A 22,186-nucleotide genomic window follows, 5' to 3' on the forward strand; every position below is an offset into this window, starting at 1 on the left:
TTGATCTAAGGCTGAGAGTTATTTTACAGGGCTTTCTAAAAGCAATCCGCTTATCGGATCCGTTTTAGCGTTTTAATGATCATCCCTTAACCGCACCGGAGAGACCTTCTACGTAGAATTTCTGAAGTGCGATAAACAGAATAACAATCGGTATTGATACAAGGACAGCACCAGCAGCAAACTGAGTGTAATATGCATCAATTCTTCTAAAATCAGTCATCCACTTAAGACCGATGGCTACAGTGTATGACTCCTGCTTGTCTCCAAGGAGCATGCTGGGGAAGATATAATCGCCCCAAGGTCCCATAAAGGAGGTCAGGATAGTGTAAATGATAATAGGTCTAGCAAGAGGGATTGTGATCCTGGTGAAGATCTGCAGTCTGGTAGCTCCGTCGATGATAGCTGCTTCGTCCAGTGATTTGGAGATAGTATCCATAAATCCTTTACAAATGTAATATCCCATTGCTGCTCCGGCTACATTAACGATGACCAGCGCTGCAAGGCTCTGAGTAAGTCCAAGCCCCTTTAAGATATTGTATACAGCGATCATGGACATGAAGCCTGGAAACATTCCAATGACCAGCATCACTCTCATAAGAGGCTGTCTCCATGAGAATCTGCATCTACTAAGTACATAGGATGTCATAAGAATGATGGTAGTTGTAAAAATACATGAGAAGATAGCTACTATAAAAGTATTGAGCCACCATTTTCCGAAAGGAACCACACTTGTGCGTGAGAAAAGCTTTGTAAAGTTGTCAAGAGTAAATCCCTTGGGAATAAAGTAGCCTACATAATATCCGCTCTCAGCCCTGAAAGCTGTAAGGATGATCCACACAATAGGGAAGAGCCAGATTATGCTAAGCCATGTCAGTACTATGTATCCGGCACTTATCTTGGCAAAGTTCATTGAAAGTACCAGGCTTACATAGGAAGACAGAAGCATCAGCCAAAAGCCAAATCCAAAATCCTTTACCATAAAGCCGCTTACAAGGCCTGAGCCTTCCAGCAGTGCCTTTGAGCCAAAGAGAAGCAGGCTGGATATTACTGCAGTAAGAACCGCAAAGGCAACCTGTACTCTGCTAAGTGCATAAGAAGGCTTAAATGCGTTAACCAGTGCCATTGCAAAGCATCCAAGTCCGCCAACAAGCAGAAGCCCTGCAAATACGGGAAGCACACCGCTTCCGGATAAGAGCCTAAGCACATTAAAGCTGCCATTATCATCCGATGCATAGGGCATGAAGAGCGACAAAGCTGTAACTCCGGCCCCTGCAAGAGCAGGCATTCTAAATGATCTTTTTATCTGATAAGTTGTATCTCTGATTACTTCTTTCATCACATGAATCCCTCCTCATTCTTTACAGCATTTGACCTGGTATAGGATATCAGTGAGAATGTAGCGGAGATAATAAATGATACGATACCGATAGTAGCAGCAAGGTTGTAGTCCTTACTATCCTTGGTCAGCTTATATAACCATGTTACAAGGAGGTCTGTACGTCCCGCACCCTTGTAGTACTCAAGTGTGTTGGGCTGACCTTCTGTAAGGAAGTAGATAACACCAAAGTTATTAAAATTACCTATCAGCTGAGTGATAAGATAAGGAGTGGTCACAAAGATCATATAGGGGAAGGTGATGTGAAGGAATGTCTTCACAGGGCCTGCACCATCTATATGAGCACTCTCATAAAGCTCAGCCGGAATATTCATAAGTATGCCCGTTACCATGATCATAGTTGAAGGAATGCCTATCCAAAGGTTAACAACTATAACTGTACATTTAGCCCAAAGGCCATCTGTAAGGAACGGAAGCGGTGAAGAGCTAAATCCCCATCCCTGAAGGAGTACGTTTACGATACCATTCTTACCAAGCATAGTACCCACAACCAGCAGAGAAATAAATACAGGGATTGCCATTGTCATTACAAAAACTGTTCTCCACATCTTCTTAAGCTTGATGCCCTTGGAGTTGATGAGCATAGCCAGGAACATTCCAAGGAAGTAGCACGAAAATGTAGCAACAAAGCCCCAGATCAAAGTCCAGCCAAGTATAGGCCAGAATGTAGCAGAAAGCTTACCTGAGGAGGATGCCAAAGCCCTGAAGTTAGCCAGACCAACCCAGTCAAAAAGATTTCCGGGGGGCTGATGCTCAGCATCATAATTTGTGAATGCCATAAGGATCATATAGATCAGCGGCATTATGGTAAATACAAGGATTCCAAGAAGAGGGAATGTCATAAAACCAACATGGATGTTCTTGTTGGCAAGACTTTTTATGTCTTCGAGGAATGTAGGCACCTTACGTCCGGCTGTCTTAAGCCTGTGAGCTTCATAGCCAGATCTGATATTCAGGTACCAAAAGCCAAGGAACAATACAGTAATAACCGCTGTAACAACACCCCAAAGGAGGATCAGCATAGAGTTATCACCCTGTGTTACTACATATATTCCAAGCTTTTCATCCAGAGTCATGCCCTGCTGGTTTTCACCCAGTGTAGCAAGAGCTGCCAGATTATGAACGCCTGACATGATCATGTATACAATGTAAGCAATCTCTGTCAGCAAGAAAAGAATGCCCTTAACAATCTGTGAATTGCCTATATTACCTGCCCCGAAGAGGATAAAGGAGAGCCTGCAAGGCAGGCCCCCCTCCTTAAATATATCTCCGAGGCTCTTTTTCATTACATTTTCACTTTTTTTCATAATAGAAAGCCCCATTTTGCGTATTATAAGATCAATTATTCAGCTGTGAGCTCATCAAGGATACCTGTTACTGTAGAATCAAGCATCTCCTGAAGGTTGTCCTTTGTAACCTCACCGTTGACCATGCCTGTACCAAGTGCTTCAACAGGTGACCAGTAGTTTGCGATCTGAGCGATAGAAGGCTGAGGTGTTGCATACTGTGTCTGGCCGATCAGAGCAACTGTTGCAGGATCTGCAGCGATCTCTGGATTCTCCTGAAGTGAAAGAACTGTAGGAGTCTGGCCATTGTTCTTGTAGTGTACAAGCTGATTCTCTTCGTTAGCAAAGAACTCTGCAAGCTGCTGAGCTGCAAGAGGCTGAGCTGTGCTGGACTTAACTGCATAGCACTTGTAATCTGCGAAGTTGCTGAGCTGGCAATCCTTACCATCAATCTTGATTGTGGGAAGGGGAGCTGCTGCATAAGCATCGCCAAGAGCTTCCTTAACATCGTTAGATGCCCATGTTCCAGAGCAAAGAGCTGCAAGCTTGCCGTCCTTCATCATAGAACCTGCAATACCATCCTCATCCTCAAGGTACTTAGGATTAGCGATCAGATCAAGAACATACTCACCAGCCTTAATACCGTTTTCATTGTTCCATGTGCAATCTGTAGGATCTGTTCCATCTTCACCAAAGAGTGTGCAGCCAGCTGCATAGAAGAAGGACTCAAGATACCATGAGTTGTGTATTGTGAAGGAGAAGTTCTTAACATCAGCGCCAAGATCCTTTGCCATCATAGCGTCAAGAGACTTAACCTCTTCTTCTGTATACATATCCTTGTTGTAATACATGAAGAAAGAGTTGGGAGATGAAGGAATGCCGTAAAGCATATCATCCTTTGTGCAAGCTTCGATAGCACCTTCGCCGTAGAGACTCTTAACATTCTCAAGGTCGTAAGCGATAGGAAGAAGAAGACCTGCATTTGTCAGCTCCGGGATAGATCCGGAAGGGATCAGGAATACGTCTGCAGCTGCATCAGCATCTGTTGTCAGAGAAGCGCCGGATTCGTCGATTCCTGTGATGGAGATATCGAATGTGATGTTGTATTCAGGATGAGCTTCGTCAAAAGCTGCACACATATCATTTGTGATATCCATATCTTCTTCAGGTGTCCATACCTTAAGAGTGATATCCTGTACTTCTGCTGTCTCATCTGCTGCAGCCTGATCAGCTGTAACTTCAGCTGACTGTGCCTCACCTGAAGATGCAGACTCAGTGCCTGAGCTGGAGCATCCCGCAGCAAAAGCCATCATAGAAGCCATAACCAGTGCCAAAACCTTTTTTCTTTTCATTTGTTTCCCTCCAAAAAAATTTGAATTGCGGTTAAGCGGTAAACCTTACAAAAGAATCATATGACCACAGCGAGGTAATGTCAATAACTTATTTCATTTTCATAATTACCGACAAATCAGTCCATGTATAATTGTGCATATCTTACAACAAAATACAAAAAATCAACAGCATTTCGCCTCCTGAAATACTGTTGATCTTATCGATACATTATTCAATTAAGTTAAAAAACGGCCATTTCAGTTAATCCCTTAACTCATCATATAGACTTGACCGACTGTCTCTCAACAATCTCAACATCCACATGTTCATTGGTCACGATCTTCTTATCCTCAGTTATCATGTCAAAGAGGACTTTTGCTGACAACTCTGCTTTTTCCCTTATATTCTGTGAAACAGTTGTTAGCTGCGGATTGGAATAACTGCAAGCAGGTATATTATCAAAGCCAACTACAGATATATCATCAGGCACTATCACGCCGGTACGTCTCAGCCCATCCATAATACCAAATGCAAGGATATCTGACATACAAACAACAGCAGTATACTTAACGGATGAAAAAGCAATCTTTTCTCCCAGCTTAACTCCCTGTTCAAAAGATGTCATCCCAACAAAGCAGTTCTGCTCGCTTACTTCAATGCCTTTCTCTGTGCAAGCATCAAGAAAGCCCTTATATCGTTCATTGATAACGCCAGGGTCATTATAATCCGGGCCCGCCCAGGCAATGCTCGTATGGCCGCGCCCAATCAGATATCTTGTGGCAAGATACCCACCCTTGTAGTCGTTGATCCCAACATTGGCAATAGGCAGATCTGAAGCATAGGTATCAATATATACTGCAGGACAGTCCAACTTGGGAACTATCTCCTCAACCTCATCCTTGTACGCACCAAGAAATATGATTCCATCCACATTCCAGGATAAAAACAGCGGGATAACTTCTCTGCATGCACCTACGCAACGGATCATCATATAGTATCCCCTGTTTCTTATCTCCCTTTCTAGACAGGACATTATCTCAGTATAATACGGACTTTCGGAAAAATACTGTCCATCTCCCAAATCCGGCAATACCACCGCAATAATGCGGCTTTTTTTGGCCGCAAGGCTCCTGGCCGTAGCGTTGGGATGATAGTTTCTAGCATCGATAATCTTATTTACTTTCTCAATAGTCTCTTTGGAAACCTTTCTGTAATTTCCATTGATAACATTCGAAACCGTAACAGTACTTACTCCGGCCTCTTTTGCTATGTCTTTTAATGTCATGTCACTCCCCACATTTATCTGTTAGTGTAAAGACAGCAGGAAAGAGCCGCTCTTCCTGACCATCTTTATCATTATACATCATCAGTCCTGAATTATCACAAATTCCCAAGGATCCATAAGATTATCTTCCAGGCTGTCAAAGCTATCATCAGCCTTTTTCTCTCCCACGTAGTGGAGAAGGCAAGTGTCAGAAGCATCTATTACAGAGCTAATATCTGTCTCCTGCTCTCTCTTTGACAAGTTCAAAATGCACTTTATACTGTTGTCTCCAAGTGTTCTATGGAAAATAAGCACATTTCTGTTATCTGAGTCATCAAATTCCATTACTGCGCCATAACTTCCTGCATAAAGAGCCTCGTTTTCTGTTCTTATCTTTGCAAGCTCTGTCAATAGTTCTCTATAGGAATGGTCGCTCTCCCATTCAATGAGATCTTTTTCCATAAATGAAAGTGCCTTCATTCCGCCTTCTTCGTCTCCGGAATATACAAGGGGCACTCCCTCAGATGTAAATGTCAAAGCATACATTGCTGCAGCACCGTCAAAACCATAGCCTGTCTCCAGGGTATATTCATAGGAATTCTTGTCATGATTATCAGTAAAATTCATGGCAAAGGTTCCTTCCTGCATCTTGGGCTGGAGGTAGTATTTAAGCTTATCTGCGGTCTTGCTGTCATGACCCACCTGGATTATGGAATCATAAAGATTCCAGTTATAGTTAGAATCAAACGCACTATCCAGAAGCGAAGGCACTAGATTGTCTTCAGCCAACATATACAGTGCGCTTCTGCTGCTATCTTCAAGTATCTCTCCTGCATCTTCAAGGCAGGGAAGACCTTCCTCAAGATCCTTTTCCAAGCGGGCTCTCTTGGCCTCTTCCAAAACAGGCCTTGCACTCTCCCAGAAATCGACAGGTACGCCTGTTGCATAATCACATCTAAAGCCGTCAATATCCGCATTATCAATCCAGTATTTCATGCAGTCTATCATTTCCGCACGCATTTCTTCATTGTCATAATTAAGATCTGCAACGTCCGGCCACCCCATTCCCTCAGGCGAAATCACTTCGCCCTTGGAATTCTGTGTATACCAGTCCGGATGCTCACTTATCCAGCTGCAATCCCAGCCGGTATGATTGGCAACCCAATCCATCAAAACAGTAAAGCCCATAGCATGCGCCTCATCAACCAACGCAATGAAATCCTCTTTGCTGCCAAATTCAGGGTTGATCTCTCTGTAATCTGTGATTGAGTAATAAGAACCTAAAGACCCCGAGCGATTAGTCTCAGAAATAGGATGAACAGGCATAAACCATAAAGTATTGATACCCATGTCCTTAAGTTCTTGCAGATGTGGCCTGAAGGCATTAAATGTACCTTCTTCACTATACTGCCTGATATTGACTTCATAGACGACCATTTTACCGGTCCAGGCCGGAAGCTTACGAGTGGGTTCCTGCACCTCATCCTGGTCATCTGTGCTAGCAGCGTCTTGCGCGTCAGCAACTTCCTGCTTAGCGCTTTCATTATCAGCTTCTTCATGACCGCTATTAGCACCGCATCCTGTCATTACAAGCGCAGCACAGCTCACTGCCACTACAAGATTTGTGAAACAGCCGGATATGATACCGGCATCTTTTGACATTATCTTTTTTATAAACATCCCTATATTCCTTTCGAATAAAAAACGAAAGAGCAAATACAGCTCTTGCTCTCATGAATATGTAGCTTTGCTTCATTGATCCAAAGAATATAGGTTTACCGTTAAACCGTTTTAAGTGTATCAAGCCTTTGCAAAAGAGTCAATAAAAAAGTCTTGACATATTAGATTGCACGCAATATAATTTAGCCATAACAACAACCGTTCTGTTGAAGCAATACGCTTCAGATAAGGAGAAATAATATGAGTTTCTACGATTATAGCGTTACCAATACCAAAAACGAAGAGATCTCTATGAGAGACTATGAAGGCAAGGTTGTGATGGTAGTTAATACCGCCACAGGATGTGGTTTTACTCCTCAGTACGAAGATATTGAGAAGATTTATGAAGAGTTCCATGACCAGGGCTTTGAAGTCATAGATATACCCTGCAACCAATTCGCAGGCCAGACTCCCGGAACAGATGAAGAGATCCATGAGTTCTGCACTCTCAAATACAATACACAGTTCCCCCAGATGAAAAAGTCTGATGTGAATGGAGATTCTCAGCTTCCCCTTTATACATACCTCAAGAGCCAGAAGGGATTCGAGGGCTTTGGCAAAGGAGCAAAGGCTTTGGCCATGTCTGCAATGCTCAAGGCAATCGACAAAAACTATAAGAATAATCCCGACATCAAATGGAATTTCACCAAGTTCATCATAGACAGGAGCGGAAATGTTGTCGCTCGTTTTGAGCCCAACAATGATATGAAAGCCGTTAGAGACTGCATCGCTTCTCTCATCTGATCATATGTATATTCATAGCCGGGCCCGGCTACATCCTATATGATCTCACATATTGCGACCGGCAAATGGATCTGCAATCAAATACTCTTTCACTTGCCGGTTTTATTTATCAAAAGGTGATCGCGTAACAGATATCTGTTATTCGATCACCTTTTTGTTATTCAATCAATATACGCAAGTGGGGATTCTCCTGCACTGCCTTACTGAGAACAGTGACTGTATTATAAGCATAATCATTAGTAGATATATACTCTATGCTATCTCTTTCCAGGACAATATCCACATCTCTTGCATATTCCGACAGGCAGTCATAGAGACTATCCAGGTTGCCGCCAAAATAATCCGGAAGTGACCATATTTCGTCCATATATACCGCCATAGAATTCTTATCTATGACCCTGGTCATATCAAGTTCAATTCTGCTCGCATCTCTCATATCTGTCCTCTATGATAGTTCATTGCTTTTGTTAACAGTAACCCCCCAAGCCGGTTCAAGTGGATCAAGCTGTTTATATCACAGACTTAATCATCTCCACTTAGGTGCTCAAAGCTTTCATAATGATCAGCTGTATAATAAATATTCCAGCCATCCTCTGTATATATGATCCTTTTAGGGCCTCTGCTTTCACTATCCAGCGTATCTATATCACACTCATAATACACTCTTCCCTTTTTCTTTGGAAGAAGGCCTTCAAAATTACTGAATTTGTCACCACCGATACACATTCCATCTACAACAAGATGTAAAGCTCCGCCTTCCCAGCCAATAGTCCTTGCTTCCTGCTTTGTCATATAATTGTCAGGCAGATGGTGGTAGGTTTCAATATACTCAGCAACATCTTCCTTACTGTCATAAAGCCCTGCCTCATCCAACATCGAAGAAGCTTCCGGATATTCATTATCTGTATCTCCAGACTCTTCATCGCTAGCTGTCAGTTCAACCTGCGCTTCATCTGCATCTTCTGTTTTACCAACTTCAGGCTCTTCTTTTTTCCGATTTTCTTTAGGCTCCGCATCCTCCTGCTCGGACATCTGGATCTGCTCTTCTATCAGCTGAAGATCCCCGCCTTCTGTACCGCCTCCGCTATTCCTGGTAAATCCAAAAAAATATCCCGCCAGCACGAAAAGCACCAGCAGTGTTATTGTAAAAAGATTTTTCCTTTTCAGTTTCATCTTTTCCCTCATACTTTATTGCAAGAACAGCCCAAAAGCCTGTATCTCAAAGCTTTTGGACTGCTACTCATGATTCTAAACTCTTAATTAAGCTTTATATATCAAAATAAATCCGGAACAGCTATGCATATCACTCTTCCCAGCCTTCGGTATACCTGTAATGAATACAGATATTTCTGACAAATTCTCCTTCAGAAAGCTCTATATCTTTTTCCTCAGAAACTGGAGGCAGGTAAGGCTCCTCCTCTTCCTCCAGTTCAACTCTGACCCAATCGTACATCGACGCTGCTGCGTCATCCAGGGCAAAATTAATATCTCTGCCCTTAAACCTGCACTCTGCCAGATCCGGAAAATATCCGCAATATGAACCATCTGTATTCTCTTTAACTACTGCCGGGTAAATAATCGTCACTGCAAATTCCTCTCTTATTATGTGATTCTTTCCAGGGGGCACTTGTTCCCTATTTTTACTCAGTCACCTGTATAAGGAACCACTGAGCCTTCATATGTTTCTTCGATCCACTTCCTGACTTCATCAGACTTGAGAACCTCTACAAGCTTCTGAATCTTATCATTCTTTTCGTTGCCTTCCTTTACTGCAATTACATTCACATAACTGCTTGCAGCGTCAGAATCCTGAGCTTCATAGGCAAGAGCATCTGTAGCCACAGTAAAGCCTGCCTCCATAGCATAATTACCATTCATAACAGCATATGCAACACTCTCAAGCTGATGTGGTACCTGTGCAGCTTCTACTTCCACAATCTCAAGATTCATAGGATTGTCGGTAATGTCATTTACTGTAGCTGTCAAACCAGCTCCGTCCTTAAGACTGATAAGCCCGTTACTCTGCAACAAAAGAAGAGCCCTTGCTTCATTGGTTGTATCATTAGGGATAGCAATAGCATCTTTTTCTGCTATATCATCAAGGCTTTCCTTTTTACCGCCATATATACCAAAAGGTTCATAATGTATGCCACCGGCTGATACCAGGTGTGTACCGTTTTCATTATTAAAATCATTCAAATAAGTAATGTGCTGAAAATAATTGGCATCTATCTCACCAGATTCAACTACATTATTAGGCTGTACATAATCCTGGAACACCTTAACATCCAACTTAATGCCTTCCTTTTCAAGCATCTCGGTAACGATACCGCTTTGCAGGATCTCAGCGTGGGGAGCCGCCGTTGCTGCAACAGTGATAGTCGCAGTGTCATCTGCTTCATTACCGCCTGCAGCATTTTCAGATGATCCGCAAGCTGTCATGAGAGCCAGAAGAGTTGAAAGTGTCAATGTCAGAGCAAGCAATTTCTTTTTCATAACTAATCCTCCTCATTAAGTATATGTTATTAGGCATACCTTCAGAAACACGCATTTACTGCGTGTTTCGTGAGAACATGTTGCTGGCAAATAGGCCCAGCGGCCCTAGCCGCTCTCAAATAGCCTATTTGCATACATTCTTGGATTATCTATCCAAGAATGTATATTTATTTACGGGGCTATAGCCCCTACACGCCTTGTCATTTGGAAATCCTATGGTCGAGTGCCTTGCCAAGCTTCATCCCGGCTGCCTGCATGATCTGTACCAGAGCAACAAGAAGCACTACAGTAATGATCATTACTCCGGTCTGATATCTGTAATAACCATACTGGATGGCAACATCTCCCAGGCCGCCTCCTCCTACAGTTCCTGCCATAGCCGAATAACCAAGAATTGTAGCAAGAGCGATGGTCGCACCCACTATAAGAGATGTCCTGGCTTCGGGTATCATAACTTTATATACAATGGTAAAGCTTGAAGCACCCATACTCTGGGCAGCCTCTATCACACCATGCCCGACTTCCAGGAGAGATGATTCAACCATCCTGGCTATAAAAGGGGCTGCAGATACTACTAGAGGTACGATAGTGGCATTGGCTCCGTATGTCTTGCCTACCAGAAGCTTGGTAAAAGGCATTATAAGAATCAGCAATATCAGAAAGGGAATACTTCTGACTATATTCACCGTCACATCCAGCACATTATAGATAACCGCATTGGGCTTCATCCCTCCCGGAGCAGTCAGCACAAGACCAATCCCCAGCGGAATTCCTATAATATAAGCAAGAAGGGTTGATACCAGTACCATATACAGGGTCACACCTGTATTATTCAATAGCAAACTGCCATATTCATTCCAAAATTCACTCATTAGTTTTCCTCATAATTATCTTCAAAGTCCTTCATTGAAGAAAGATCTTGTACTTCCAAACCTCTTTCAATAAGGTATTTCTTCATATTAGCCCTGAGTTCCTCATCATCGGGCAGCTGCAATACCATCTGGCCTCTGGCTATCCCGCCTATATCTCTGGTGTCGGCACGCATGATATTAACAGGTGAGCCGAACTTAAGGACCATGTTGGCAACCACCGGCTCATAAGAGGAATTGCTTGTAAATGCGATCCTGATCAGATGCTCACCGGGAACACGCTCTGCAGTGGATCCCCCTGCAGATAATACAAGTCTCATACCCGCTTCTGACCTTGGATTGCTAAAGACCTCCTGCACCTTACCGCTCTCTGCCAGCCTTCCGTTGTCGATGATCGCAACCCTGTTGCATATCTGGGTCACCACACTCATAGCATGAGTAATGATCACTATTGTGATGCCGTGCTTCTCATTGATTTCCTTAAGGAGCTGCAGTACTTCACCTGTAGTCTTGGGATCAAGAGCGCTCGTAGCCTCATCGCACAGAAGGATTGAAGGATCATTGGCAAGAGCTCTCGCTATGGCTACCCTCTGCTGCTGACCTCCCGAGAGCTGGGATGGATAGCTCTTTAACTTGTCCCCAAGCCCTACCTCTGCAAGAAGCCTTGTCGCTTTTAACCTTGCCTGCTTTTTGGGTACGCCCGTGATCTCAAGAGGAAAGCAGACATTATCCAAAACATTACGCTGCTGCAATAAATTGAAGCTCTGAAATATCATGGCAATATCATGCCTCTGAAGGCGCAGCTCTTTAGGTGAAAGATGGCTCATGCTCCTTCCCTTGACGATAACGTCGCCTGAGCTTGGCTTTTCCAGAAAATTAAGACATCTTACCAGAGTTGACTTACCCGCACCGCTCATACCGATAATGCCGAATATATCACCCTTGCCAATATCAAGGCTTATGTCGCTAAGCGCCTCTACGGTGTGATCTTTGCTGCTAAAGGTCTTGGACAAATGATCTATATGTATGATGGAATCCAGGATTTCATCCTTATCAATAATACTCATACCACTCCTCATTGTGAAATAATAAGCTAAAAAATAGAAAAAACATGCGGCGCCCCCCTTGCTCACATGTATACTCCACAAATCATACAACACAGCCGTACAAAGTTCAATAGAGCCTGTGAAATACACCAGGTAATAACTTTCTTACCATGTAAGAATAAAAATAGTACTTGAATTATATTTTGCACAATTTATAATTAAATCATAACAGTTACATACAATTGTTTTTTCAAGTCAAGTTGAAAAGAAAGGATAAGGATAATAACATGGAATACAAGTTTACATCAGCAAATTTTGAAGAAGAAGTAATGAACAGCACCCTGCCCGTAGTGATCGATTTCTACGCAGACTGGTGCGGTCCCTGCAAAATGATGGCTCCTGTTGTAGCAAAGCTCGCTGAAAAATATGAAGGCAGAGCAAAGGTTGGCAAGGTCAATTCCGATGAAGAAATGGAGCTTGCACAGAGATTCAACGTAATGAGCATTCCGGATATTGTATTCGTTAAAGACGGCAAAGTAGTAGACCAGTCTATTGGCGCAGTGAGCCAGGCTGTCCTTGAAGAGAAGCTTGAAAAGCTTCTGTAATATTATTGTATTTAGATAATACACAAATCAATAAAAAGAGCAGGAAAGATTAGCACACATCTTTCCTGCTCTTATCATATTCCAGTCAATTACCACCAGATAAGGCTTCCCTTAGACTCTTTGTAATGAAACCAGCGCCCGCCTTCATACTGGATACACAGCGCACAATCATGATAGATAGCCCTTACCGGCACTCCATACTGCCAGATACCGTTCGCTTTCTTGTGCGCTTCATAATACTGCTGTGTCAGTGACTTCAGAGTCAATCCCATTGTGATCTCCTTCGCCCTCAGGCTTAAAACTAATAAATATTGATCTCCACCCGCTTAAATCCACAACATCTAGTATTACCTCTGTAATCTTTAAACATTCTAGCACATTTTTGACCAAATGTTCTAATTCTTTGCTCTTTAATAATACACGAACATTCATGTCAGTTTTTATAAAATCTGCACTATATAAATATAACTATTGTAATTCTGACGTAGCTTATATTATTTAACATACGCGAGCTTGTATCAATTGAATATTCATTTTTTAACTTATTGTTCACAACTCTTATATATGTTAAACTGCAAAGAGATAAAATACTAAGGAGAAATAAATGGGGCGCGCATCAATAAAAGCAAATAAAACATTATACCAACTTAAGCGAGAGGAACTTGGTCTCACAAGAGAGGCAGCCTCCGATCTGCTGGAAGTAATATCCGATGACAGGATTGAGAAAATAGAAAATGAAAAAGTCCTGCCTCATCCAGACGAGATACTCATAATGGCAGACAAGTATAAAGCACCGGAACTCAAGAACTATTTCTGCACTCACCACTGTGAGCTTGGAAGAAAGAGCGTTCCAGAGATCAAGATGAAAGACCTGGCTCAGATCACGCTGGAAATGCTGGCTTCTCTTAATTTAGCGACCAAGGATAAGGACAGGCTCATCGAGATCACAGCCGACGGAAAAGTCGACGATGATGAGATCAAGGATTTTGCCAAGATTCAGATAACTCTGGAACAGACTGTCATAGCAGCTGAGAGCCTTAAACTGTGGTCAGAACAGATGATCGCCAACGGCATGATTGATGAAAAGAAGTTAAGATATTATATGGAACATAAGGACCAGTAAGAAAACAGCCCCTTCTCAATTTGAGAAGGGGCTTAAATATTGCCTGTTCAATTGCGGATCAAACATCTAATCCATGAAGCCTGCCAACCTTGGCAAACAGATCATTGCCATCAAGATTCAACATTCTGTGGAATGCGCCAAACTCTGAAAGAGTAAGCTCATAATCTCCACGATAGAACTCCTCAATCTTCTCTGCGCTGATCTCACAGCCGAGAGTTGCCAGAACTGTTGATACTCTCTCAGGAGTTGTCATACCATGCTCTTCGCAATAAGCCTTTATAACAACACCAAGATCACCCATTCCGTTGATCTTCTGCTGAGATACTCTGGATTCTGTGAATGTAGTTGCCATATTATTCCCCCTTTCTGAATAACAAATAACCCTTAACCAAATTCATTATATAACACAACCACTATATATTGTATAAGAAAATATATTTCAGAATATATAATGTGGTGTCAGAAAAAGCAGCAAATTGTTCGGTGTAGATCCCAAACTGTCCGACACTGCTTTTTGATGTCCTCTATCAAGGTACAATAGCTACATTAGACTACAATTAGGACAATTCCTTTCAACAAGGTCTTTTTGCCTGTGATCATCTGTATTCAAATCTTCACACATTTAATAAAACTCAGATAAAAACCCCAATACGATTTACAAGTCAATCTTTTTGCTGTATTTTAATCATAATAATGTGCATGGCAAAAGGAGCCTAGACTCTCCTAGCATGCTAAAAAGAAATCGTCATATTCCCATCAAATGACAGAAAAGAGTGAAACAATGCAGTTAGAAGATATTTACAGAGAAACCGGTCTGGACCTTGACCTGATCAGAAAAGAAGCTTCAGAGGTGTGCAAAGAGGTGATCAAGAATTCAAATCTCAAAGAAGGAGACGTATTTGTCGTTGGTTGCTCTACAAGTGTTGTATGTGGCGACAAGATTGGCACAAATTCAAGCATGCCCGCTTCCAAAGCTGTATTTGAAGGCATCTATGATGTACTGCGATCAAATGGCATCTATCTTGCAGCTCAGTGTTGCGAACACTTAAATCGTTCAATTGTGATTGAAAAGACAGCTCCACATACAGGAGACGAAGTATGCGTTGTTCCCCAGCCCAAAGCCGGCGGTTCATTTGCAACCTGTGCATACTACAGTTTCAAAGAGCCCATACTTGTCGATGAGATAAAGGCAGATGCAGGTATGGATATCGGTGGCACTATGATAGGTATGCACCTAAAAAAAGTGGCAGTACCAATCAAGCTCTCCAAGAACTCCATTGGACATGCCACAGTTATTGCTGCATATACAAGGCCCAAATATATTGGTGGAACAAGAGCTTCTTATGAAGAAGATCCATCCATCAGGGCAATGTTTTAAGCTATCCAGGCTCCTTTAATACTAAACAGCTCCTACAGACTATACTGGAGCGAAAGGTCTTTTATGACTTCACCGGCAATGATAAGTCCCATTGCTCCCGGAACAAAAGAGAGCGACCCGGGACTCATCCTTGTCTTTGTAGGATTTTTTCTTGGGCTTTCTTTGGAATATACCACTTTCAAATGATCTATTCCTCTTTTTCTGAGCTCTCTTCTCATAACCCTTGCCAAAGGATCTTCAGTTGTATCCATTATATCTGATACTTCAAAGCGCGATGGATCCAGCTTATTACCCGCTCCCATAGCACTGATGATAGGAGTGCCGGCCTCCTTGCAGCATTTTACAAGCTCCAGTTTGGCAGTCACCGTATCAATAGCATCAACCACATAATCATAACTTGTAAAATCAAATTCACTTGCGTTTTCAGGTAAAAAAAAGGCTCTGTGAGTATTAACTTTGCAGTCAGGATTGATATCCAGTATCCTCTCCTTCATAACATCTGTTTTGTACCTGCCAAGGCTTGAATGAAGTGCAATTATCTGCCTGTTAAGATTACTGATACATACTCTGTCTTTATCTATAATATCAATAGCCCCGATCCCGCTTCTTACCAGTGCTTCACAAACGTGACCACCCACGCCTCCTATTCCAAATACAGCCACATGGCTTAACTCAAGCCTCTTTACCGGTTCATCTCCCAAAGTTCGTCTGGTTCTAGTTAAAAAATCTGTCATAATGCCTCATTTCTCGGCAATAATCTACTAAGAGAAAACCTCTATTCTGCCGATAAAGTATCTGATAAATAACTATTATACATTCTTGGGTAAATAATCCAAGAATCAAAAACAAACAATGCTTATGAAGCTGCGTCATATATTTCACAAGTTCATTATTTCGTTATTGATCATACTTGTTTCATTGGGTTCTATTACCTCATGGGGCATTTTTTCTGTGCCCGTAAATGCTTCTTCAGACGCATCAGAAGCTTCTGTCAATGATTCCTCTTTATCCGAGGAAGAAACAGAGACTGACGCCTTATCATCAGCTTCATTCTACTACGACGGGATCTTCCGTATCCTGTGTATTTCCTCATACAATTTCTCCCATATCCCTGTCAGAGATGAGCTTTTGGGCTTTGAAGAAGGTCTTGGTGACCTGAATGCTGTTGTTGATTATGAATTCATGGACGCCAACAATTACTATGAAACAGAGGATTTTGAGAAGTTTTATGAATATATCTCCTACAAGATCAGGTCCAAAGATTATAGTTTCGACCTTGTTGTTCTCACCGATGACTCTGCCCTGGCTTTTGGTACCAACTACAGAGCCGAGCTTTTTGGAGATATACCCATAGTATTTTTCTGTGTGAACTCTATCAGTGATTCTAACACCGCAGACAGCATGCCCAATGTAGCAGGCATCGCGGAAGTATACGATTACGAAAAAAATCTCGCATTATGGAAAGATCTCTTCCCTGAAAGAAAAAAGATTGTGGCCATAGTAGATAGCACAAGCACCGGCGCCGGCTCCTATGTGGAGTTTATGAAGTTCATCGAAACTCATCCCGAGATAGACTACAGCATCATAAATACTTCTTACTACTCTACAAACGGACTCAAAAAAGCCTTTAGTGAGATTGGAGAGGATTCCATCATCGTCTGCCTTGATTTCCTTCAAGACGGCAGCGGCAAGATCTATGCAATGGACACCGCAATGCGCCTGATGACCAGCTGTGCACCGACTGTGCCTGTATTCAGGATGGCTTCAGCTGATATTGAAAATGGTGTGCTGGGCGGTGTAACATACTCCTACCGTACTGCAGGCAAAAAGGCCGGCGAAATAGCCCGAAGTGTTTCTTACGGAACTAATATTGACCAGATCCCTCTAAATACGGAGCCTTATGATGAACCGGTTTTTGATTACAAGGAGCTGAATAAATTCGGGATCAGCGTACTGTCTGTACCAAAAGATGCCACTATACTCAATGAGCCCTATACCCCCATTACCTTCTATAGGGAAAATATGGTTATCAGTAATCTCGTTGCTATAATCATCATCCTGCTAACCGTAATGATACTCATTCTGTCCAGACAAAACAGGCGCCGTTATCATTTAGTAAACACCGATTTTCTTACGAAGCTGCCAAATCGTAATTATATCAATAATAAGCTCCATCAGGCCTCTATTGCCGGTCAGAGCTTTGGTATCCTTATGATAGATGTGGACGATTTCAAAAAGATCAATGATAACCTGGGCCATCCTGCCGGAGATGAACTGCTCATAGAGATAGCACGAAGGTTGGGCACTCTTGCTGAAAAAGATATTATTTTCGCCAGGATCGGCGGAGATGAATTCATGTGCCTGATCATGAACCCGGATCTGAATAAAGCCCTGAAAGTCTGCAGAGATATCATGACCATCATGCAAAAGCCCTGTAAGCTCAAGGCTGGTTCAGTAAGACAGACTGTCAGCATGGGATTTGCCATGTATCCTGATGATACCAATAATCCTGACCGTGTAATGTCCTGCGCAGATATGGCACTCTACCGAACCAAAGCTTTTGGCAAAAACGGCTATACCCTTTATGGTTATAAAAACCCTTCAAGATAATGTAAATATTGAATGCAACACAGAGCAAAGCCTGAGAATATCAATAAGATATCCTCAGGCTTTTATAAGGTAATTACAGTAGCAGAAGCTATCACATGATTCTGTGCTAATACTAATCCGGCAGAGAATCCAGATTGTCTTTCGTTATGACCATAGGTGATAGTAGATATGAGTCAACCGACCCTTTTCCATTATCATAAGATATATTGTCAAATCTAATATCAAAATCCAGCTCTTTATCAGAAGCAAACTCCTGCCCCAAAGCTTCCCCTTTAAGGAGCGCATCTACATAGTAAAAAGCCGTCATTGTTTCATTGGTGAGATTCTTATACACTGTCATGGACTGCTCACCGGACTCTATAAATTCCCTGTTCTTCTGATCTGCATCCTGACCTGTGACCAGCACCTTATTCTGCCCTCTGTAATTTTCTCTAAGTGCCATTATCGCACCATATGCAGTAGAATCGTTAGCACATAATACAGCATCAAGCTGTCTCTTGGGATAATATGATGACAGTATACCTGCAAATCTCTTAAATGCAGTATCTGATGACCACTGTCCTGTGCATGTTTCGTAAAATGACATCTGTCCGGATGCCACCTTAAGGCTTCCCGACTCTATATAGGGCTTTAATACGTCCATAGCTCCATTATAGAAGTAGAAAGCATTATTATCCGAAGGGTCGCCTGACACAATCTCAAGATATTTGGGCTCTGAGGATGATACTTCATCCAAAAGCAGCTTATCTTTAATAAATTCCCCCTGATATTTTCCCACAGCATAATTATCATATGATATATATCCCGAGATAGCATCAGACTTCATGATAAGTCTGTCATAGGCCACGACCTTGACTCCTGCGTCATGCGCCTCCTCAAGGACACCTGTGAGTGAGTTTCCGTCTACTGCTGCAATCAGCAGTACATCCGCTCCCTGTTCTATCATCGTCTCTATATTAGACTGCTGAGTATCAATAAGATTATCTCCCGTATAGAGGATAACCTCATATCCTTCTTTAGTAAAAAGGCTATTCAAAAAAATGCCATCTTTATTCCAACGTTCCAAAGTACTATCAGGCATTGATATACCTATCACATTTCTACCGTCATTTAAATGATCCGGTACATGAACTGTATCCCGCATTTCTTTTGAAGCCTCTTCCTGAGACCCAAGGCTCCCGGGAATAACAGCTGAGCAGCCGCCTGATAACAGTATGACAGACATCAAAATAGTGCAAAAAGAAAGAGAGCTCCAGTGGCATTGCCTGAAACAAGATTTCTTTATCCTGTTTTCAACCTTGCTCTTTAGAGTTCTCTTAAGCATAGTGTACTCCTAACTCGCATAGAGATCAGATAGCCTTACCCAATATTATAGCTGTCTGATTACCTATATCATCATGAAGCTTATCAAGTTTGTCACCTGCGGTAATAATACCATCCAGTTCACTCCAGTATGCATATCTGAAATGAGATGTAGAAAAAGCCTTGGTCGAGTCCGCAACAACATAGCTTCTGCTGCTAACCTTCATTGCATGAGTCTTAATGGTTGCTTCTTCATATCTGAGAGATGAAGGGCCACCCATTCCAAAGAATCCATCAGAACCAAGGAATGCGATATCAGTATGGATATTATCAAGCATATCCAAAGCCCAACCACCAATAAGAGCTTTATTACTCCTTCTGATCTTGCCACCCAGAAGAAATACCTCATTATCTGATTCGGACAAAATACCCGCTGTAATAACAGAGTTGGTAAAAATTGTGAGTCCCGATCTTATGATAAGCTGCCTTGCGATCGCATTTGTAGTACTACCGGTATCCAAAAAGACAGTATCATGATCATGTATCATGGAAACAGCAGTAGCAGCAATAGCATTCTTTTCGTCTGTATGTACAAACTCTTTCTCATCCAATGTCTTCTCAACAACATTGGTCTTTGAGATCGCACCACCGTGGTTCTTCTCTGCAAGTCCCTGCTCTTCAAGATATATGATATCTTTTCTTATGGTCTCAGTGGAAACACCAAAGCGTTCCGCAATGTCTCCCACTCGGATACTTCCTTCCTGGACCAATATCTTTGCTATTTTGTTGCGCCTGTCGGCTGTAAGCTCCGCCATGGATAACTCCTTCATTATTATATACGGAAATAACCGGCACCATTTTGCAAGTAATTCCCAATCAATCCCATACTCGTATCAAATAGATTATATATCAAAATCCAACATTTCACAAGGATTTTGTTGCGTTAGTATTGGTAATAATAACCAAAAAATAACACTTAAAACTGTTAAAAGCAACCAAAAGCAATGTTATGTTTGGGATAACTTGCGTTTTATGTTGACATGCTTGGTATCCAATGCTATGATTTTCTTAACGATATCGCAGCGAATTCGATGCAAAGGGTAATTCAGTAACAGTTGGTATGAAAGTGAAAACGGAGGTTAAACAATGAAAGAGAAGGTACAATCGTTCGGTCGTGCCCTTAGTGCAATGGTTATGCCGAACATCGGAGCTTTTATAGCATGGGGTCTTATAACAGCTCTCTTTATCGCAACAGGCTGGCTGCCCAATGAGGCGCTGAGCACAATGGTTAGCCCTTTCCTGAGCTACATTCTTCCTGCTCTGATCGCATATCAGGCTGGTAAAAATGTAGCAGGACAGCGCGGCGGTGTTATGGGTGTCATAGCAACAGTCGGTGTTATCTGCGGTGCTCCTGACTACCCTATGCTGATGGGCGCTATGCTGATGGGACCTCTCGCAGCAGTAGTAATCAAGTGGTTTGACCAGGCAGTTGACGGCAAGATCAAGGCCGGCTTCGAAATGCTGGTTAACAACTTCTCAGTAGGTATCCTTGGTACCATCATGGCTATCATCGGATTCTACGTAATCGGACCCTTCATGGGTGCCATCCTTACAGTTCTCAACGGTGGTGTTGATGTTCTGGTTAATGCAGGACTTCTTCCCCTTGCTTCTATCTTCGTTGAGCCCGCTAAGGTTCTGTTCCTTAACAACGCAATCAACCACGGTATCTTCACTCCTCTTGGAGGACAGCAGGTTGAGCAGATTGGTAGATCTATCTTCTATATGATCGAGACCAACCCTGGCGCAGGTACCGGTGTTCTTCTTGCATATTGGCTGTTCGCAAAGGATAAGACAACTCGTGATTCAGCTCCCGGAGCTCTTATCGTTCACCTGCTTGGCGGTATCCATGAGATCTATTTCCCTTATGTTCTTATGAATCCCCTTCTTCTCCTTGCAACAATCGGCGGATCTGTAGCAGCAATGTTCTTCAACACCATTTTCAACCTTGGTCTTGTAGGTCCTCCGTCACCTGGTTCAATCTTTGCTTACATGGCAATGGCTCCTAAGGGATCATTCATCATGATTATGCTTAGCGTTGTCATCGCTGCAGGTGTATCTTTCGCAATCGCAGCTCCTATCGTAAAGATGTCCAATCCTAAGGAAAGCCTTGATGATGCTACATCTCAGATGAAGCAGATGAAGGCTGAGTCCAAGGGCCAGGCTGTTGCTCCCGTTAACGTTGATCTTACAACAATCAAGAGCATCGTTTTCGCATGTGATGCAGGCATGGGTTCCAGCGCAATGGGCGCTTCTGTAATGCAGAAGAAGCTTGATGCTGCAGGACTTTCCGATATCAAAGTTTCACATTCATCAGTTTCTGAGATTCCTGCTGGAACAGCTCTCATCCTTTGCCACAAGGATCTGGCTGCAAGAGCGTCCAAGAGTGCTCCCGGCGCAAGGATCGTTACTATCCAGAACTTCATGAATGCACCTGAGTATGATGCAGTAGTTAATGAAATTGCAGAAGCTCGTGGCGTAAAAAAAAATTAACAACTGAAGAAACAGTACAGCCTGAAAAGACTGACGCTGAAATGGGGGTTCTTCTCAAGAAGAATATCCTTCTGGGAAAACCCTCAACTTCCAAAGAACAGGTCCTAAGGGAAATGGGAAAACTTCTTGCTGATGGCGGTTATACTACCGATAAGTATACTGACGCCCTCTTTGAGAAGGAGAAGGTATTCAATACCTACCTTGGAAACAGCCTTGCTATCCCTCACGGAGTAGAATCTATGAGAAGCGAGATCCTGGGATCCGGTATTGCGATCTTCACATATCCTGACGGTGTTGATTGGGGCGATGGCAACATCGCAAAACTTGTTATTGGTGTAGCAAGTGTAGGCGATGATCATGTACAGACCCTGTCCAATATTGCTATGGCCTGCTCTACTCAGGAAGCTGTCGACAAGATCCTTACAATGAATGTCGACGAAATATATGAAATATTCAAAGGATAAGC

General features: G+C 42.5%; 23 protein-coding genes. 7 read left to right on the forward strand and 16 right to left on the reverse strand.

Translation table 11 applies throughout. The annotated features are described in order from the left end of the window. Positions 1–79 precede the first annotated feature (79 nt). The 5 genes from G636_RS0108655 to G636_RS17910 all read right to left on the reverse strand — a co-directional run bounded on the left by G636_RS0108655 (position 80) and on the right by G636_RS17910 (position 6,940). The gene (locus G636_RS0108655) at positions 80–1,336 is read right to left on the reverse strand and encodes a sugar ABC transporter permease (protein ID WP_242826943.1); all 1,257 of its coding nucleotides are present in this window, start codon (positions 1,334–1,336) and stop codon (positions 80–82) included. Next, positions 1,336–2,703, reverse strand: a complete 1,368-nt coding sequence (locus tag G636_RS0108660; protein ID WP_196803061.1) for a carbohydrate ABC transporter permease — start codon at positions 2,701–2,703, stop codon at positions 1,336–1,338. The genes G636_RS0108655 and G636_RS0108660 overlap by 1 nt, the downstream gene beginning before the upstream one ends. Positions 2,704–2,738: 35 nt before the next feature. Continuing rightward, the gene (locus tag G636_RS0108665; protein ID WP_026507732.1) at positions 2,739–4,034 is read right to left on the reverse strand and encodes an extracellular solute-binding protein; all 1,296 of its coding nucleotides are present in this window, start codon (positions 4,032–4,034) and stop codon (positions 2,739–2,741) included. Between the two features lie 257 nt (positions 4,035–4,291). Then, positions 4,292–5,299, reverse strand: a complete 1,008-nt coding sequence (locus G636_RS0108670; RefSeq protein WP_026507733.1) for a LacI family DNA-binding transcriptional regulator — start codon at positions 5,297–5,299, stop codon at positions 4,292–4,294. 81 nt (positions 5,300–5,380) lie between these two features. Then, positions 5,381–6,940: an alpha-amylase family glycosyl hydrolase gene (locus tag G636_RS17910; protein ID WP_196803062.1), complete on the reverse strand. Its 1,560-nt coding sequence runs from the start codon at positions 6,938–6,940 to the stop codon at positions 5,381–5,383. A 258-nt stretch (positions 6,941–7,198) separates the two neighbouring features. Between G636_RS17910 and G636_RS0108680 the strand changes: the two genes are divergently transcribed. After that, positions 7,199–7,741, forward strand: coding sequence for a glutathione peroxidase (locus G636_RS0108680; protein WP_026507734.1), 543 nt, complete (start codon positions 7,199–7,201; stop codon positions 7,739–7,741). Positions 7,742–7,898: 157 nt separating this feature from the next. Here G636_RS0108680 and G636_RS17915 read toward each other — a convergent pair whose 3' ends face one another. The 6 genes from G636_RS17915 to G636_RS0108710 form a co-directional block, all read right to left on the reverse strand. Continuing rightward, complete coding sequence (locus tag G636_RS17915) at positions 7,899–8,177, reverse strand: barstar family protein (RefSeq protein WP_035779279.1); 279 nt, start codon at positions 8,175–8,177, stop codon at positions 7,899–7,901. Between the two features lie 86 nt (positions 8,178–8,263). Beyond that, positions 8,264–8,914, reverse strand: a complete 651-nt coding sequence (locus G636_RS17920) for a ribonuclease domain-containing protein (RefSeq protein ID WP_196803063.1) — start codon at positions 8,912–8,914, stop codon at positions 8,264–8,266. A 130-nt stretch (positions 8,915–9,044) separates the two neighbouring features. Continuing rightward, positions 9,045–9,326 (reverse strand): type II toxin-antitoxin system HicB family antitoxin, encoded by a 282-nt coding sequence (locus G636_RS0108695; RefSeq protein ID WP_026507735.1) that lies wholly within the window; start codon positions 9,324–9,326, stop codon positions 9,045–9,047. Between the two features lie 59 nt (positions 9,327–9,385). Then, a complete protein-coding gene (locus G636_RS0108700) occupies positions 9,386–10,237 on the reverse strand; it encodes a MetQ/NlpA family ABC transporter substrate-binding protein (RefSeq protein ID WP_026507736.1) in 852 nt (283 codons plus the stop codon). A 200-nt stretch (positions 10,238–10,437) separates the two neighbouring features. Continuing rightward, positions 10,438–11,109, reverse strand: a complete 672-nt coding sequence (locus G636_RS0108705; protein WP_035779281.1) for a methionine ABC transporter permease — start codon at positions 11,107–11,109, stop codon at positions 10,438–10,440. Next, complete coding sequence (locus G636_RS0108710; RefSeq protein WP_196803064.1) at positions 11,109–12,173, reverse strand: methionine ABC transporter ATP-binding protein; 1,065 nt, start codon at positions 12,171–12,173, stop codon at positions 11,109–11,111. Before G636_RS0108710 ends, G636_RS0108705 begins: the two co-directional genes overlap by 1 nt. 266 nt (positions 12,174–12,439) lie before the next feature. Between G636_RS0108710 and trxA the strand changes: the two genes are divergently transcribed. Next, positions 12,440–12,757, forward strand: a complete 318-nt coding sequence (trxA, locus tag G636_RS0108715; protein WP_026507739.1) for a thioredoxin — start codon at positions 12,440–12,442, stop codon at positions 12,755–12,757. Between the two features lie 89 nt (positions 12,758–12,846). Here the strand turns inward: trxA and G636_RS0108720 are convergent, their stop codons facing one another. Continuing rightward, positions 12,847–13,029: a hypothetical protein gene (locus G636_RS0108720; protein WP_026507740.1), complete on the reverse strand. Its 183-nt coding sequence runs from the start codon at positions 13,027–13,029 to the stop codon at positions 12,847–12,849. 332 nt (positions 13,030–13,361) lie between these two features. Here G636_RS0108720 and G636_RS0108725 point away from each other — a divergent pair, with 332 nt between their 5' ends. Next, the gene (locus G636_RS0108725; RefSeq protein WP_026507741.1) at positions 13,362–13,880 is read left to right on the forward strand and encodes a helix-turn-helix domain-containing protein; all 519 of its coding nucleotides are present in this window, start codon (positions 13,362–13,364) and stop codon (positions 13,878–13,880) included. A gap of 58 nt (positions 13,881–13,938) precedes the next feature. On the opposite strand, the gene G636_RS0108730 is transcribed toward G636_RS0108725, so the two are convergent. Continuing rightward, positions 13,939–14,232, reverse strand: a complete 294-nt coding sequence (locus G636_RS0108730; protein WP_026507742.1) for a hypothetical protein — start codon at positions 14,230–14,232, stop codon at positions 13,939–13,941. A gap of 429 nt (positions 14,233–14,661) precedes the next feature. Here G636_RS0108730 and G636_RS0108735 point away from each other — a divergent pair, with 429 nt between their 5' ends. Continuing rightward, positions 14,662–15,258 carry a TIGR01440 family protein gene (locus G636_RS0108735; protein WP_051226783.1) on the forward strand — a complete coding sequence of 199 codons (597 nt, stop codon included), beginning with the start codon at positions 14,662–14,664 and terminating at the stop codon, positions 15,256–15,258. A gap of 32 nt (positions 15,259–15,290) precedes the next feature. Here G636_RS0108735 and G636_RS0108740 read toward each other — a convergent pair whose 3' ends face one another. Beyond that, the gene (locus tag G636_RS0108740; RefSeq protein WP_026507744.1) at positions 15,291–15,992 is read right to left on the reverse strand and encodes a tRNA threonylcarbamoyladenosine dehydratase; all 702 of its coding nucleotides are present in this window, start codon (positions 15,990–15,992) and stop codon (positions 15,291–15,293) included. A gap of 217 nt (positions 15,993–16,209) precedes the next feature. Between G636_RS0108740 and G636_RS0108745 the strand changes: the two genes are divergently transcribed. Continuing rightward, positions 16,210–17,868, forward strand: a complete 1,659-nt coding sequence (locus G636_RS0108745) for an ABC transporter substrate binding protein (protein ID WP_026507745.1) — start codon at positions 16,210–16,212, stop codon at positions 17,866–17,868. Positions 17,869–17,980: 112 nt separating this feature from the next. On the opposite strand, the gene G636_RS17925 is transcribed toward G636_RS0108745, so the two are convergent. Further along, entirely contained in the window at positions 17,981–19,192 is a 1,212-nt protein-coding gene (locus tag G636_RS17925; RefSeq protein WP_081668337.1) for a substrate-binding domain-containing protein, read from the reverse strand. Positions 19,193–19,217: 25 nt separating this feature from the next. Continuing rightward, positions 19,218–20,000: a DeoR/GlpR family DNA-binding transcription regulator gene (locus G636_RS0108755; protein WP_242826944.1), complete on the reverse strand. Its 783-nt coding sequence runs from the start codon at positions 19,998–20,000 to the stop codon at positions 19,218–19,220. A 316-nt stretch (positions 20,001–20,316) separates the two neighbouring features. On the opposite strand from G636_RS0108755, the gene G636_RS0108760 reads away from it, so the two are divergent. Both G636_RS0108760 and G636_RS0108765 read left to right on the forward strand, forming a co-directional pair. Continuing rightward, complete coding sequence (locus G636_RS0108760) at positions 20,317–21,720, forward strand: PTS mannitol transporter subunit IICB (RefSeq protein WP_026507747.1); 1,404 nt, start codon at positions 20,317–20,319, stop codon at positions 21,718–21,720. A gap of 41 nt (positions 21,721–21,761) precedes the next feature. Beyond that, entirely contained in the window at positions 21,762–22,184 is a 423-nt protein-coding gene (locus G636_RS0108765) for a PTS sugar transporter subunit IIA (protein ID WP_026507748.1), read from the forward strand. The last annotated feature ends 2 nt before the right edge of the window (positions 22,185–22,186 follow it).

This window comes from Butyrivibrio sp. MC2013, assembly GCF_000424585.1.
In the GTDB taxonomy this organism is placed as follows: Bacteria; Bacillota; Clostridia; order Lachnospirales; family Lachnospiraceae; genus Butyrivibrio.